This window comes from Roseibium suaedae (genome assembly GCF_900142725.1).
GTDB lineage: Bacteria > Pseudomonadota > Alphaproteobacteria > Rhizobiales > Stappiaceae > Roseibium > Roseibium suaedae.
In genome coordinates, this window is sequence record NZ_FRBW01000001.1 from 504,520 (window position 1) to 518,189 (window position 13,670).

11 protein-coding genes are annotated in these 13,670 nt (G+C 61.9%); 5 read left to right on the forward strand and 6 right to left on the reverse strand.

The window, feature by feature from the left end; genetic code table 11:
• The first annotated feature begins 5 nt into the window (after positions 1 to 5).
• From BUA94_RS02290 to bglB, 5 genes are read left to right on the forward strand one after another with little or no spacing between them, the layout of a single operon-like run.
• Complete coding sequence (locus BUA94_RS02290) at positions 6 to 1,043, forward strand: ABC transporter ATP-binding protein (RefSeq protein WP_073008266.1); 1,038 nt, start codon at positions 6 to 8, stop codon at positions 1,041 to 1,043.
• Positions 1,043 to 2,077, forward strand: coding sequence for an ABC transporter ATP-binding protein (locus tag BUA94_RS02295; protein WP_208979947.1), 1,035 nt, complete (start codon positions 1,043 to 1,045; stop codon positions 2,075 to 2,077). Before BUA94_RS02290 ends, BUA94_RS02295 begins: the two co-directional genes overlap by 1 nt.
• Positions 2,074 to 3,303: an HAD family hydrolase gene (locus tag BUA94_RS02300; RefSeq protein WP_073008268.1), complete on the forward strand. Its 1,230-nt coding sequence runs from the start codon at positions 2,074 to 2,076 to the stop codon at positions 3,301 to 3,303. The genes BUA94_RS02295 and BUA94_RS02300 overlap by 4 nt, the downstream gene beginning before the upstream one ends.
• The gene (locus tag BUA94_RS02305) at positions 3,300 to 5,834 is read left to right on the forward strand and encodes a hypothetical protein (RefSeq protein ID WP_073008270.1); all 2,535 of its coding nucleotides are present in this window, start codon (positions 3,300 to 3,302) and stop codon (positions 5,832 to 5,834) included. Before BUA94_RS02300 ends, BUA94_RS02305 begins: the two co-directional genes overlap by 4 nt.
• Complete coding sequence (gene bglB, locus BUA94_RS02310) at positions 5,831 to 6,961, forward strand: beta-galactosidase BglB (protein ID WP_073008272.1); 1,131 nt, start codon at positions 5,831 to 5,833, stop codon at positions 6,959 to 6,961. Before BUA94_RS02305 ends, bglB begins: the two co-directional genes overlap by 4 nt.
• Positions 6,962 to 7,118: 157 nt before the next feature.
• On the opposite strand, the gene BUA94_RS02315 is transcribed toward bglB, so the two are convergent.
• The 6 genes from BUA94_RS02315 to hpaD form a co-directional block, all read right to left on the reverse strand.
• Positions 7,119 to 8,621, reverse strand: a complete 1,503-nt coding sequence (locus BUA94_RS02315) for an amidase (RefSeq protein ID WP_073010729.1) — start codon at positions 8,619 to 8,621, stop codon at positions 7,119 to 7,121.
• A 136-nt stretch (positions 8,622 to 8,757) separates the two neighbouring features.
• Positions 8,758 to 9,528, reverse strand: a complete 771-nt coding sequence (locus tag BUA94_RS02320) for an aldolase/citrate lyase family protein (RefSeq protein WP_073008274.1) — start codon at positions 9,526 to 9,528, stop codon at positions 8,758 to 8,760.
• Positions 9,529 to 9,537: 9 nt separating this feature from the next.
• Positions 9,538 to 10,338 (reverse strand): 2-oxo-hept-4-ene-1,7-dioate hydratase, encoded by an 801-nt coding sequence (gene hpaH, locus BUA94_RS02325; RefSeq protein ID WP_073008276.1) that lies wholly within the window; start codon positions 10,336 to 10,338, stop codon positions 9,538 to 9,540.
• Positions 10,335 to 11,186, reverse strand: a complete 852-nt coding sequence (locus BUA94_RS02330) for a fumarylacetoacetate hydrolase family protein (RefSeq protein ID WP_175557979.1) — start codon at positions 11,184 to 11,186, stop codon at positions 10,335 to 10,337. The genes hpaH and BUA94_RS02330 overlap by 4 nt, the downstream gene beginning before the upstream one ends.
• Positions 11,186 to 12,583, reverse strand: coding sequence for a pyridoxal phosphate-dependent decarboxylase family protein (locus BUA94_RS02335; protein WP_073010731.1), 1,398 nt, complete (start codon positions 12,581 to 12,583; stop codon positions 11,186 to 11,188). Before BUA94_RS02335 ends, BUA94_RS02330 begins: the two co-directional genes overlap by 1 nt.
• A gap of 89 nt (positions 12,584 to 12,672) precedes the next feature.
• On the reverse strand, positions 12,673 to 13,653 hold the full coding sequence (gene hpaD / locus BUA94_RS02340) for a 3,4-dihydroxyphenylacetate 2,3-dioxygenase (RefSeq protein ID WP_073008282.1): 981 nt from the start codon (positions 13,651 to 13,653) through the stop codon (positions 12,673 to 12,675).
• Positions 13,654 to 13,670: the final 17 nt, after the last annotated feature.

Genomic DNA, 13,670 nt, shown 5'->3' on the forward strand with positions numbered 1-13,670 from the left:
GAAAAATGACCAATACGACAACAAATCTGCCACCTGAACGTCTGCTCGAACTCAAGGACGTCAATGTCCAGTTCGAGCTGCGCGAAGGAACCGTGCGGGCCGTCAACGGCGTGTCCTACCATGTGAACCGCGGCGAAGTGCTCGGCATCGTTGGCGAGAGCGGGTCGGGCAAGTCCGTGACCGTCCGTTCGATCATGCGGCTGCTGCCGAAGAACACGTCGCGTGATGATGGCTCGATCCTGTTTCAGCCGAAGCCGGGTGAGGAAATCCGCATCGACGGACTGTCTTCGAAGTCGAAGAAAATCCGCGACCTGCGCGGCGATGCCATCGGCATGATCTTCCAGGAGCCGATGACGGCTCTGTCGCCGGTGCACACGATCGGCACCCAGATCATGCGGACCATCCTGCTGCACCGGAACTGCAGCAAGAAGGAAGCCCGCGAGCGGGCAATCGAGCTGCTGCGCAAGGTGCAGCTGCCCCGTCCCGAGCAGTTGGTCGATAACTATCCGCACCAGCTGTCCGGCGGCATGCGTCAGCGCGCGATGATCGCGCTGGCTCTGTCGTGTGATCCGGTTCTTCTGATCGCCGATGAGCCGACGACCGCGCTTGACGTGACGACGGAAGCCCAGATCCTGGATCTTCTGCGCGAGTTGCAGGCTGAAACGGGGATGTCGATCATCTTCATCACCCACAATTTCGGGGTGGTGGCGGATATCGCTGACCGGGTCGCGGTGATGTATCTCGGCCAGGTCGTCGAAACCGGCACCGTGGATGACATCTTCTACAATCCGCAGCATCCCTATACGCGGGCGCTGCTCCAGTCGGTTCCGCGTCTTGGCCAGAGCCCGGTGCACCGGCTGAAGACGATCCCGGGCATGGTTCCGGATCCCTTCAATGTGCCCAGGGGCTGCACTTTCAACCCGCGTTGCGAATTCGCTGTTCAAGGAACCTGCAACGTCGAAGTGCCCCCTCTTGTCCGATTCTCCGATGATCAGCAGGCCCGCTGCCACCTTGCCGGAAAGCTCCCGCAGGAGGTTGCGTGATGAGTGACATGACACCTGTTCCCGACGACGTTCTTCTCTCCGTCAATGGCCTGAAGAAGTATTTCCCGATCAACCACGGCTGGCTTCAGCGTCAGGTGGGTGAGGTCAAGGCTGTCGATGATGTCACCTTTGACATCAAGAAGGGTGAGACCTTCGGCCTTGTGGGCGAAAGCGGCTCCGGCAAGTCCACCGTCGCCCGTCTGATCCTGCGTGCCTATACGCTGACGGACGGTTCGATCCGGTTCCGCCGGGCGGACGACAGCATCACGGAGCTGGGCGGCCTGGACGAAAAGCAGCTGCGCCCAATCCGCAGCGAAATGCAGATGATCTTCCAGGATCCCTATTCCTCGCTGGATCCGCGCATGCGTCTTCTCGACCTCATCGGCGAGCCGCTGGTCATCCAGGGCAAGCTGACGAAGGACGAGATTCGCGATCGCGTGCAGGAGCTTCTGGGTCTGGTTGGCCTGCGTCCGGAATATGTGATGCGCTATCCGCACGCCTTCTCCGGCGGGCAGCGGCAGCGTATCGGTATTGCCCGCGCACTGGCTCTCAATCCCAGCTTTATTGCAGCCGATGAGGCGGTGTCCGCCCTTGACGTGTCGGTCGCCGCGCAGAACATCAACCTCCTGCAGGACCTGCAGGAGAAGTTCGGCCTGACCTATATGTTCATCACCCACGATCTGGGCATGGTGGAACATATCTCCGACCGGATCGGGGTCATGTATGTCGGCCGCATGGTGGAACTGGGCGACACTGCCGAGATCTTCCGCAAGCCGCTGCATCCCTACACGGAAGCGCTTCTGTCGGCTGTTCCCCAGCCGGATCCGCGCCGCCGCAAGGAAGGTAAGCGCATCATCCTGAAGGGCGAAATTGCCGACCCGGCCAACCCGCCTTCAGGCTGCGCCTTCAACCCGCGCTGCCCCTATGCGACGGACCTGTGCCGGACGACGATCCCGGCGCTTCGGGAAATCAGCGGCCGTCAGGTCCGCTGCCACCATGCCGAAGAGCTGGATCTGACCGGGGTGGGTGAATGACCAGCCCCACGCGTCTTTCAAGTCATCTGGAAGACTTGCGGGCAACTGCGCAGGCTGGATCCCATGCGGATCTGGCCCGCCTGCACATGCCGGTCATCATGCTGGACGAGGCCGAACCCTATCCGCCTCTGGCGATGGGCTACACGGTCTTTGAGGATGCGGGGCAGTCTCCCTCCTCAAAGTTCCAGGTCGTGCCTCAAGGCGGCGCCATGGGCGGCCCGGTTATCGAATATGCCATCTGGTACGACTGGGACATCCAGCACATGTACGATCTGGAACATGTCTGGGTCTATCTGGATGCCGGAGGTCAGCCTGTGCGGGTGGATGCGTCCCGTCATGGCAACCGGATAACGATGGAAGCCAGGGACGGGCGGTTCCAGTCTCGAGAAAACCGGGCCGTGGTCTATTCGGAAGCCGGCAAGCATGCCCATTGGGCGGACGGCGACGAGATGCGGCGCGAGGCCGGGGCCTATCTTCCGGCCATGTGCGGTGACCTTGCAGCCTTTGAAGGCGTGCATCTCGGTAACCAGTATTGCGAGAGCGGCAAGGTTACGCCGAAGGCAACCGATCACCGGCTGGCGAAGCTGCAGATGAAGGCGGATGCCTTCCGGCCGACCTATCGCTTTTATCCGGCAAATGACGAGCTGATCGCTCTTGTTCCTTGGCCCGCGCTGGATACGTGGATCCCGGACCGTGTGAAGCATCTGATGGAAGATCTGCGTCACCGGATGCCACAGATCAGGACCATCTTCATCGACGGAACTGAGGACGGTGGAGCAAGCCTGATCTCCGGTCCGGCACTGGTGCCCGGTGTCCGTGGAATGCTGCAAAGGCTGCGGGGCGCAGGCTACTGGATTGTGCTCCTGGGAGATGAGAGCGCGGCAAGTGCTGCCGGTCTCCTGAAGGCTGCGGGTCTTCAGGACTTCTTCGATGAGCATCGTCAGATCGGGGCCAGCCCATTTGCCTTTGAAGCTGCCGATCTCGGTGGCCACGCCGGCTCTTCCGCGCTGCTTCTTGGCGGAACGCAGGACACGGTCAAGTCTGCCAGGGCGCTTGGTCTCCACACCGCAGAACTGGTCTGGACGCGGAATGTGCCGTCTGTCCCGTCAGACGCGGCTCCCGAACACCGGTTCGAAACCCCTATCGATTTTCTGACCCTGCTGAAATCGCTCGAAGAGCAGATGGCAGGGACGGCCAGAACGCAAGTTGCAGTGAGGAGCGCATGAGCGCAGTTGCACACAAAACAGCCGAGCGGCAATTGTCCCGTTTCCCGGTCCTGCCGGGAGATACGGTGACGGCCTGGGCGCTTTCCGGCATTTCGGAGACCTTTTATCCGGGCGAAGTCGCGCTTGCCGAGGATCGGGTCAACTACCGCTTCATCAATGGCTTCGTGGATGTCGGCGATTTGCCCTGCCGCGTGGCGGTCTGGAAGGACATTGCCAAGCGCAAGGTGGACCTGGAGACCGATTGGGCGGTCGAAAGCATCAATCTGCCGGGCTTCAATCGGCGGCTGGAGTTCTCCGACTTCTGGCACCGTCCGACGCGCCTGAAGCGCTGGTGCAAGACCATTCTGGAACCGGCCAGGGACGGAGATGTCCGCTTCCGCGTTGCCACCTGTGGCGGCGTTCATATCTGGGTGGATGGCGTGCTCGCCGCCAGGTTCGAGCCCTATTCCCGCAACAAGGAGCAGCAGAGCGACATCACGCTGCCGCTCAAGGCATCCGGCAGCGAAGTCATCATGCTGTCCGAGGACATGGCCGAGCGCGATACCAACTGGTACGTGGAACTGACGCTGCTCGGCGATCAGGCGGTCACCTCCGCCATTCCGAGTGCGGCAGATTCAGAGGTCATCCGCGAGCTGATGGCACTTGCCCGCGACGTGCGCCCTGTTGGCGAGTTCTGCACGGGCAATCCGCTCGTCCTGACCTTTGATGAAGCACCGGTCTCTGCCGTCGAAATCTCCGCGCAGGTTCTGCCAAGCGTTCACCGCCGTGGAACGCCGCCGATCCTTTCCGCCAAGACTGTGCTGGAAGCCGGTCAGACAAGTGTCGAGATCCACGGGCTGGACGGGATGGCCGAGGCCTATCACCCGCTCAATCTTGTGTTCAGCGTTGGCGAAACCCGTGTCTTCCGTAAGATTGCCTTCGGCTTGCTCCGCGATGTCCAGCCGGCCAAGGGTGAGGCCTCGCTCGCGGGCCGCAAGCGGGCCGCCCTGCGTTACTCTGCCGATCATGGCGATCTGCGCATCGGCCGGGCACTGGCCATTCTTGCGTCTGGCGATGGTTGTACCCGGCTTTGCCGCGAACTGATCGAATATACGATGGAAGCGGTCGACGAACGCCGCGACTGTTCGGACTTCGTTCTTGTTCCGCTGCTCTGGATCTACGGTGAATACCGGGACCAGCTTCCTGCGGATCTCGCCGAAACGGTCAAGGCCTCGATCCTGAACTATCGGTACTGGGTGGACGAGCCGGGCAACGACACGATGTGGTTCTGGAGCGAGAACCACGTCCTCTGCTTCCATGTTTCCCAGTATCTGGCTGGTCTGATGCTGCCGGGTGAGCGGTTCGAGACTTCCGGCCGTCTGGGCAAGGAGCAGTTCGATCTTGCAACGGAGCGTCTGGCGAAGTGGTTCGATTCCGTCGAAAGCCATGGCTTTGCCGAATGGAACTCCGCAGCTTACTACCCGATTGACTTCATTGGTCTGCTTGCACTCCAGCATTGGGGTGAGGGCGAGATCGCAAGCCGGGCAGACAGGCTCCTGACGCGCCTGTTCAAGATGATCGCGCTTCACACGCTGGCAGGTGTTCCGGCCGGGTCCATGGGCCGTGCCTATGACAAGGAACTTCGCGCAGGCCCCTGCACCGAGCTTGCGCCGTTCGCAGCAGTGGCCTTCGGCCTCGGCTGGTTCAATCAGGGCGTTGCTGCCCTGCCCATGTTCTGTGCCGGCAATTATGAGCCGCCTGCGGACCTGACGGCACTTGCGTTGCCGGAAGCAGGGCAATCGGTCGAAGCGCATTATGTTCAGGGTTATGGCCATGCAGGCCGGCTTGCACTTTACAAGTCTGCCTCCGTCCAGCTCTCCGCTTCCATCGATGGGGAGCCGGGTTCCAAGGGGCACCAGCAGCATATTCTGGATGTCCGGTTTGCCGGTCATGCCTTCGCCCGGGCTTGGGTCAATCATCCCGGTGAAGATGATCCCTGGGGCCATCAGCGCCCGTCCTACTGGGCGGGTAACGGCACCATGCCCCGTGTTGGCCAGTTCGGCGATGCAGCCTTGATGCTGTTCGATATTCCTGAAACCCACCGGATCGACTTCACCCACGCCTATGCACCGTCGGATGCCTTTGAAGCCACAGAGCTTCATGGCAATTGGCTGCTGCTGCAGTCAGGCAGAGGCTACGCGGCCCTGACCCCTTGCAAGGCACTGGAGCCGGTCGAAAAGGGGCCGGGCCAGAACCGTGAATACCGGGCAGATGGCCGCAAGGCCGGTTGGGTTGTCCTCGTTGGCGATCTGCCGGATGGCGGCGGTCTCGAAACCGTTCGGAGCATGCTGGACGGCGTGAAGACGTCTTTCGACCCATCACAAATGACCCTCTCGCTGGAGCGGCCGGGCCGCCCCGTATTGACCCTGAATTACCTGGATGGGCTCACGGTTGGCGGAAAGCCGCATCCGTTCCCCCATCCTGACCTCGAACCATTGGTCTCGTTCGGTGCCGCTGCCGTTCTGGGATCCGACGCAACGGATAACTCTTGAAAGAACCTGCCATGAAGAGCATCGAAGATATCTCCCGACTGCTATCCAGCGTTTCCATCGGGCTTGCCCGCCTCAAAGGCATGAATGAAACGGCCCCGCTGGCCAGCGAAGGGTTCTCGCTCCAGTTCGATGAATGGGATTGGGAAGTCGGCGTCGGCATTTATGGCCTCCTGCGTCATGCGGAAACTTCGGGTGACCGTGAGTTGATCGCGTCGATCGCGGACTGGTACGACTGGCAGATCGGCCGTGGCTTGCCGCCTCGCCAGGTCAACTCGTCCTCGCCGATGCTGGCGCTGTCGATCCTGATCGATCACGTCAACCGCCCGGACTGGGAGGCGCTTGTTCAGGATTGGGCAGACTGGCTGGTGAACGATCTTGCCAAGACCGAGGACGGTGGCTTCCAGCACGTGGTCAAGGAGCGCATGAACGACGGTGAACTGTGGGACGACACCTTGTTCATGACCTGTCTGTTCCTCGCCCAGGCCGGCAAGCGCTTCGAGCGCAAGGACTGGATCGATGAAGCCGTCTATCAGTTCCTGGTCCACACCCGGTATCTGGCCGACCCGGTCACAGGTCTCTGGTACCATGGCTGGAACTTCAACGGCCGCCACAATTTCGCAAAGGCCTTCTGGGGCCGTGGCAATTCCTGGATCACGGTCGCCATCCCGGAGCTGTTCGGTCTGGTTGGGGATGCGATCGCACCGTCCGATGCACGCTTCCTGACCTGTGTCCTGCAGTCCCAGGTCCGTGCGCTCAGCGGCCTGCAGCATGACAACGGCATGTTCTCGACCCTGCTCGACGACAAGGACTCGCCGCTGGAAACCTCTGCGACTGCGGGCATTGCCTATGGCATTTTGCGCGGCATCGAAGAGGGGATCCTGCCGGAAAGCACGCGTGCTGTTGCCGACAAGGCCTATGACGCGGTTGTCGAGCGGATCGGTGAGGACGGCATCGTTCTGGAAGTGTCTGATGGCACGCCGATGGGTCACGACCTCGATTTTTACCGCAAGCTTCCGAATGTCCCGGCTCCCTACGGCCAGGCACTCGTGATCCTGCTCCTGGTCGAAACCCTCTCCGGGCTTCAGCCGAAGGACGAAGGCAAGCAGAAGAAGGTGGCAAACGCCTGAGGAAGTGGGGCTCCTCCTGCCCCGGTTCCTTGGGCGGGCCGAGCATCGTGCGATTGCGAAACCGCACAAGGATGCTCGGCTGTCCTGAACAAGGTCCACTGACCTCCCTTTGCAGCCGACTGGGTGCGTCCTGACGGGCGCACCCCTTTTTTGTCCGTCAGCCTGTGGTCAGGAAGCCGGGCGTTTCACTCAAGGGAGCCGCCTTGCGCAGCGCGGCTATATCCGGACCTGCGAGGGCCAGGCTGCCGGAAGCTGCAATCACCCGCTCCAGTTCTGCTGCAACGGTCAGAACGCCGAGGTCGTCATGTCTGTGGCCAACGATCTGCAGGCCGAAGGGCATGCCGTTTGCGTCCTTGCCACAGGGGATCGTGATCGACGGATGACCGGAGAGCGTTGACGCATAGGCCATGCCGAGCCAGTGATAATAGCTCTTGGTCGGTTTGCCATCGATCTCTGTCGGATAGAGTTCGTGCCAATCCCGCGGACTGATGGTAACGGCTGGCGCCAGGATGAAATCCGCCGTTTCAAAGAACCTTTGCCAGGCCTGCTGATAGGTGCTGTGCATGACGAGCACCTTGCCCACGTCTTCCGCGCTGTAACTGCGGCCTTCCAGAACGTTCTGGCGGACATTGTCCCCGACAAGATCCGGCTGTTCGTCCAGGTGTTTCGCGTGATGCCCGAGGAACATCACCGAGCGCAGGACCGAGAAGATCCTGTCCGCTCCCGTGCAGTCCGGATGGGTTTCTTCCACGCTGGCGAACAGGGGAGACAGTTCCTTGATCGCCATTGCGAAATGGCTGCGGACGATGCTTTCTGTCGGTGCATAGCCATAGTCATCGGTTACGGCGATGCGGAGCGAAGAGAGATCCCGGCGGGGCAGATTGGCAAAACCTTCCGGTGCCCAGGCGGTCTTACCGCCAACGACCGCAGTATAGGGATCCCGGTTGTCCGGCTGAGCCTGGATGGAGAGAAGCAGTCCTGCATCGGCGACCGAGCGTGCCATGGGGCCGCTTGTACCCAGCGGGAAGAGAGCTGTGGCCCTTGCGCCGCCGGGTACGACGCCAAAGCTTGGCCGGTAGCCGACCACGCCGCAGAACGAGGCAGGATTGCGCAGGGAGCCGCCGAGGTCGGAGCCAGTTGCCAGAGGCACCATGCCGCTCGCAAGAGCCGCTGCCGACCCGCCGGAGGAACCGGCGCTTGACCGGGTCAGGTCATGGGGATTGGCTGTAGCGCCATAGACGCGGTTGACCGTATTGGCACCGGCGCTCCATTCCGGATTGTTGGTCTTGCCCATCGGAATGCCGCCAGCGGCTCTCAGCGCGGTGACGGAGGCATCATCGGCTGCGGCGATATTGTCCTTGAAGATCAGGGAGCCGAAGGTGGTCGGCAATCCCTTTACGTCCACCATGTCCTTGATGCCGATGGGCAGACCGTGCAGGGCGCCTAGCGGCTTGCCGCTCATGACGTCGGCTTCGGCGGCCCGGCTTGCCTTGCGCAATCCCTCCAGATCGAGTGCAACCATGGCATTGACGGCCGGGTTGACCTCTTCGATGCGGCGAATGCAGGCCTCGGCCAGTTCGACGGGAGAAAGCGCCTTGCGGGCAATCAGGCTGCGGGCTTCGACAGCGCCGAGATCGGCAGGGTCGGTGGATTTCGAAATGCTCAAGATGGTCCCCTGGTTCTGGTGATTTTTCTCGAGAATAGGGGCTGGGCCAGAACTGGCAATGTCATTTCTGCGCCAATCCGTCCTGTCCAGGCCATGGTCCGGACAGGACGTCAGATTGACCGGAAGGGCGTCAGCTCTTCTTGTAGCTGGCAGCAGCGGTGCGCAGGGCACCGACAAAGGCCAGCACGTCGATGGCAACGCCAACGAAGTTCGCACCGGCTTCCTTACAGGCGGCGATATAGGCCGGATCAGTTGAGAGAACGCCAGCGGTTTTGCCCGCTGCCCGGATGCGGCGCAGGGCACCGGTCACGGCGTCCAGCACTTCCGGCGCGGAGGGATTGCCAAGGTGGCCCATGTCCGCCGCAAGGTCGGATGGACCGATGAAGACACCGTCGATCCCCTCAATGGCGAGGATATCATCCAGCGCGTCCAGCCCCGCCCGGGACTCGACCTGAAGGATCAGGCAGATTTCTGCATCTGCCGTGGTCAGATAGTCGGGCACGCTGTTATATTTGGAGGCACGGGCGAGAGCTGCGCCAACGCCGCGGAAGCCGTTTGGCGGATAGCGGGTTGCCTTGAGCGTGCGCTCGGCCTGCGCCTTGCTTTCGATCATCGGGATCAGCAGGCTTTGGGCGCCGATGTCCAGCGCCTGCTTGATCGTTGCCGGGTTGTCGTCCACCAGCCGCATGATCGGCAGGGATGGGCTGGCGAGCACGGCGGCCAGCTGGCCGGACAGGGAGCGGATGTCGTTGGGAGCATGTTCGCCGTCGATCAGCAGCCAGTCGAAGCCTGCCGTTGCCACCATTTCGGTGGCATAAGGGTCGGCCATGCTGACCCAGCAGCCATGGAGAACCTCTCCTGCGGCCAGACGATGCTTCAGTTCGTTGCGGGGGGCGGGCATGTCATGTCCTCATGCAAAATGAATGGAAACCTGGCCGAAGGGGCCGAAGTCTGCGTGAAAAGAGCTGCCGGAAGGGGCTTCCAGCGGACGGATGAAGGATCCGGACAGGACGATATCACCAGCGGAGAGCCCGGCGCCATAGTTTGCGAGCCGATGTGCCAGCCAGACGATGCCCTCAACCGGATCGTTCAGGACCCCTGCACCCAGACCGGTTTCCTCGACAATTCCGTCACGCTTGACGATGGCTCCGACCCAGCGCAGATCGAAGGCATCGACCGTGTGGGTTTCCTTGCCCAGGACAATTCCCGCATTGGCAGCATTGTCCGATACGGTGTCCTGGATGACACGTGCCTTGCCGGTTTCCGGATCGGCTCGCAGGATCCGCGTGTCGAGAATTTCAAGGCTCGGCTCCACATGGCTGGTCGCGGCTATCACATTTTCACGGCTGACATTGGGACCTTTCAGGTCGTGCTTCAGCACGAAGGCGATCTCCGCTTCGATACGCGGCTGAATGAAGCGGCCTGCAGGCACGGTGTCACCGCTCTGGAACAGCATGTCATCGAGCAGCACGCCGCTGTCCGGTGTGGTGATGTTAAGGGCCTGCTGCATGGCGCGGCTGGTGAGGCCAATCTTCCAGCCGATGACCTTTGCCCCTGCCTCCTTTTTCATCCGGATCAGTTCGTCCTGAACGGCATAAGCATTGTCCAGCGTCATGCCGGAATAAGCGAGGCTCAGGAGGCCGCATTGCTTGCCGGTCAGTTCTGCCTGATGGAGTGCCTGAGCTGCAGCTTTGATCTCTGCCGGGGTCATTCGTCCACCACTCCGTTCCGCAGGGTTCCGATGCCTTCCGCCGACACTTCGATCACATCGCCGGGCTTCAGCCAGACTGGCGGATCAAACCGGGCGCCGGCCCCGGTCGGCGTGCCCGTGACGATGATGTCGCCCGGCACAAGGGTGGTGAAGGTGGAGATATAGGCAATCTGCCGCGCGATCGGGAACAGCATGCGGCTGGTTCGGTCCTGCTGGCGCAAGTCACCATTCACCCGGGTCTCCAGACCGACATCGGCAAGCTGGGCCGGGGCGGTGAAGGGCACGAGCGAAGGGCCGATGGAGCCGGACCCGTCCCAGTTCTTGCCCTGGGTGACGTTGAATTTCGCATGGCGCACCCAGTCGCGGATCGTGCCTTCATTGCACAGGGTTAGACCGGCGATATGGCTCAGCGCGTCTTCTTCGGGAATGCGCCGTCCTCCGGTTCCGATCACGATGGCGATCTCGCCTTCATAGTCGAGCTGGGGGCTTTCCGGCGGGCGGGACAAGGGCACGCCATGACCGACGAAGGAACGGGGAAAGCGGATGAAGAGCGACATGTTGGGCGGGGCTTCCTGCCCGTCCTTGTACTCTGCATTGCGGTCCGGAAAATTCACGCCGACGCAGATGATCTTTTCCGGGTCCGGCACCGGGATCTCATAGGTGAAGCTGCCCTCCGGATGGGTGACGGCCTTACCTTGTCCTGCTTTGGCCAGCGTGCGCAATTCGCCCGCTTCGATCACATTGCGCAGGGTCTTCCACTGCGGAAACTCCGGGGAGAGGGCGATCATGCCGCCGTTTGCCACGAGACCGTAGAACTGCTCGCCATTCGAGCGGAAAGTCGCAAACATCAGGAAGCTCCTGCAAATTCTGAAATGACGGCTCCGGCGGTTTCGACATCCTCCCGGGTGGCGTCGAACTGGCCTGCCTGGAAGCGGACGGCAATGCGGCCGCCCGTGTGGGTCTGGGTCAGATAGATCCGGCCATCATCATTGATGGCATTGACGAAGGCGATATGGGCGTCGTCATCCCATCCCTTGCGGCGGAAGGTGAAAAGCGAGAGCACCGGTTCGGTGACGATCTCGAAGCGCCCATCCTCCCGCAGCCTTTCAGCCAGCGCGCAGGACCAGGCCACGTGATTGCGGATCCGTTGGCGCAGGCCTTCGAGACCATAGCTGCGGATCAGGAACCAGATCTTCAGGGCGCGGAACCGGCGCCCGAGCGGAACCGACCATTCGGAATAATTGATGATGCCGTCCGCGCCGTGGGTCTTCAGGAATTCCGGCCGGATCGCGAGGGTTCTGACCAGGCTGTCCGGATCCTTCAAAAACTGCAGGGAGCAGTCGAACTGAGCGCCCAGCCACTTGTGCGGATTGAACACGATGGAATCCGCGTCCTCCACTCCGTCCCAGAGCGTGCGGAACTCAGGGCAGATCATGGCGGAGCCTGCCCAGGCTGCATCCACATGGGAATAGAGACCATGGGCACGGGCAACCGCGAGAACCTTCTTCAGGTCATCACAGGCGCCTGTGCTGGTGCCGCCGGTGCAGGCGATCACTCCGGCAGGCACATGACCGGCGGCCTTGTCCGCCTCGATCGCGGCAGCGAGCGCTTCCGGATCCATGGAACGCAAGGGGCCTTTTGTCGGGATGCGCACCAGGTTGTCCGAGCCGATGCCGGAGATCCAGATGGCCCGGTCAATCGAGGTGTGCACCTCTCCGGAACAGTAGATCCGGAGCAGCTTTTGTCCGCTCAGTCCCGCCGTGTTGCCGGTCCAGTTCAGCGCCCTCTCGCGCATGACCAGAACGGCGGCGAGGGTCGCCGAGGAGGCGCTGTCCTGAATGACGCCCTGGAAACTGTCCGGCAGGCCCAGTGCCTGGCGCAGCCAGTCGGCCATCACCGTTTCGACTTCCGTTGCCGCAGGCGAAGTCTGCCAGAGCATGCATTGGGCAGCGAGCGTCGTGACCAGGAATTCAGCCAGCATGGATGGGGGCGCGGCATTGGCCGGGAAATAGGCGAAGAAACGCGGGTGCTGCCAATGGGTCATGCCGGGCATGACCAGCGTTTCGAAGTCCGAGAAGATGGCTTCCATATCCGTGCCGGATTCCGGCGGGGTAGCGGGAAGTGCCGCAGCAATCGAGCCGGGAGCGGTCTGCGCGCGCACGGGCTTGTCCCGCAAGCCGCCGTGATAGTTTGCCGCCCAGTCGGATATACGTGCGCCCCAGCGGGCAAACTCGCTCCAGTTCAAGCCATCCTCCATACATGCTTGAGGAGACCGGAGAGCCGGTCCCCTGTCAGGTGAGCTGCGGCTGAGAGATCAGCCGCGCCGAGAATGCCTCACGGGGCAATGATCGGGGAAGCGGCAAGATCGCTCTGCCGGGGTTCTGCTCCATGAAAGCGGGAACCGTGCTCGAACCAGCTGCGCGGGGCAGGGGCCCCCCAGAGCGTCTGGCGCTGCGGGTCCTTCAGGTCCCACCGGATAGCTTCCAGATCGGGATCGACCGTCTGGTAGTCCGAGCAATAGATCTCGATGCGATGCCCATCCGGATCGAGCACATAGAGGAAGAAGGCATTGGAGATGCCGTGACGGCCTGGGCCGCGCTCGATGTTGCCGACCCAGCCCGTTGTCGCCATCAGGTCCAGAAGGTCGATGATGTTCAGCGGCGTCGGCACCCAGAAGGCCGTGTGGTGCAGGCGGGGGCCGAGGCCGTTGGTGAAGGCAATGTCATGAACGCCGCCCTTGCGGTGGGTCCATGCGGCCCAGAGACGGCCGGTTTCCTCATCTTCGGTATATTCCGTCACCCGGAAGCCGAGCTCGTTGTAGAAGGCAACCGAAGCATCGACATCTGGCGAGAAGCAGTTGAAGTGGTCGATGCGCAGCGGCTTCACACCCTTGTAAAGCGCGTATTTCTGATGGATCGGCTCCAGCCGGTCCATCTTCGCGTAGAATTCCAGCGGCACGCCATGGGGATCGCGGGTTATGAAGGTGCGGCCCTGATAGGCGCGCTCGACCCAGTCGACCGGCAGACCCTTGTCTTTGAAAAAGGCCGCAGCCTTGTCGAGATGGTCCTCGTCGAACACCTTGAAGCCCAGATCCCGCGCTTCCGCCTTGCCGGATTTCTTCAGGATAATGCAATGGTGCCCGCGTTCCTCCATCGCGCGCAGCCAGATCGTGTCGGATGTCTCGTCCGTGACCTGAAGGCCAAGGGTGTCGACATAAAAGGCCCGGCTCCTGGCAAGATCCGTCACGGCCAGCTCCACATGGCTGAGCCGGACGATATTGAAGGCGGGGTAAAGATTGGGGGCGGGTATCGGCATAGGTTTTCCTCCCGGCG

Excerpts from the sequence above, each read along its gene's own strand:
- BUA94_RS02290 (WP_073008266.1), top strand. The coding sequence starts at position 6 with ATGACCAATACGACAACAAATCTGCCACCTGAACGTCTGCTCGAACTC.
- BUA94_RS02295 (WP_208979947.1), top strand. The coding sequence starts at position 1,043 with ATGAGTGACATGACACCTGTTCCCGACGACGTTCTTCTCTCCGTCAAT.
- BUA94_RS02300 (WP_073008268.1), top strand. The coding sequence starts at position 2,074 with ATGACCAGCCCCACGCGTCTTTCAAGTCATCTGGAAGACTTGCGGGCA.
- BUA94_RS02305 (WP_073008270.1), top strand. The coding sequence starts at position 3,300 with ATGAGCGCAGTTGCACACAAAACAGCCGAGCGGCAATTGTCCCGTTTC.
- BUA94_RS02320 (WP_073008274.1), bottom strand. The coding sequence starts at position 9,528 with ATGCCCGCCCCCCGCAACGAACTGAAGCATCGTCTGGCCGCAGGAGAG.
- hpaH (WP_073008276.1), bottom strand. The coding sequence starts at position 10,338 with ATGACCCCGGCAGAGATCAAAGCTGCAGCTCAGGCACTCCATCAGGCA.
- BUA94_RS02330 (WP_175557979.1), bottom strand. The coding sequence starts at position 11,186 with ATGTTTGCGACTTTCCGCTCGAATGGCGAGCAGTTCTACGGTCTCGTG.
- hpaD (WP_073008282.1), bottom strand. The coding sequence starts at position 13,653 with ATGCCGATACCCGCCCCCAATCTTTACCCCGCCTTCAATATCGTCCGG.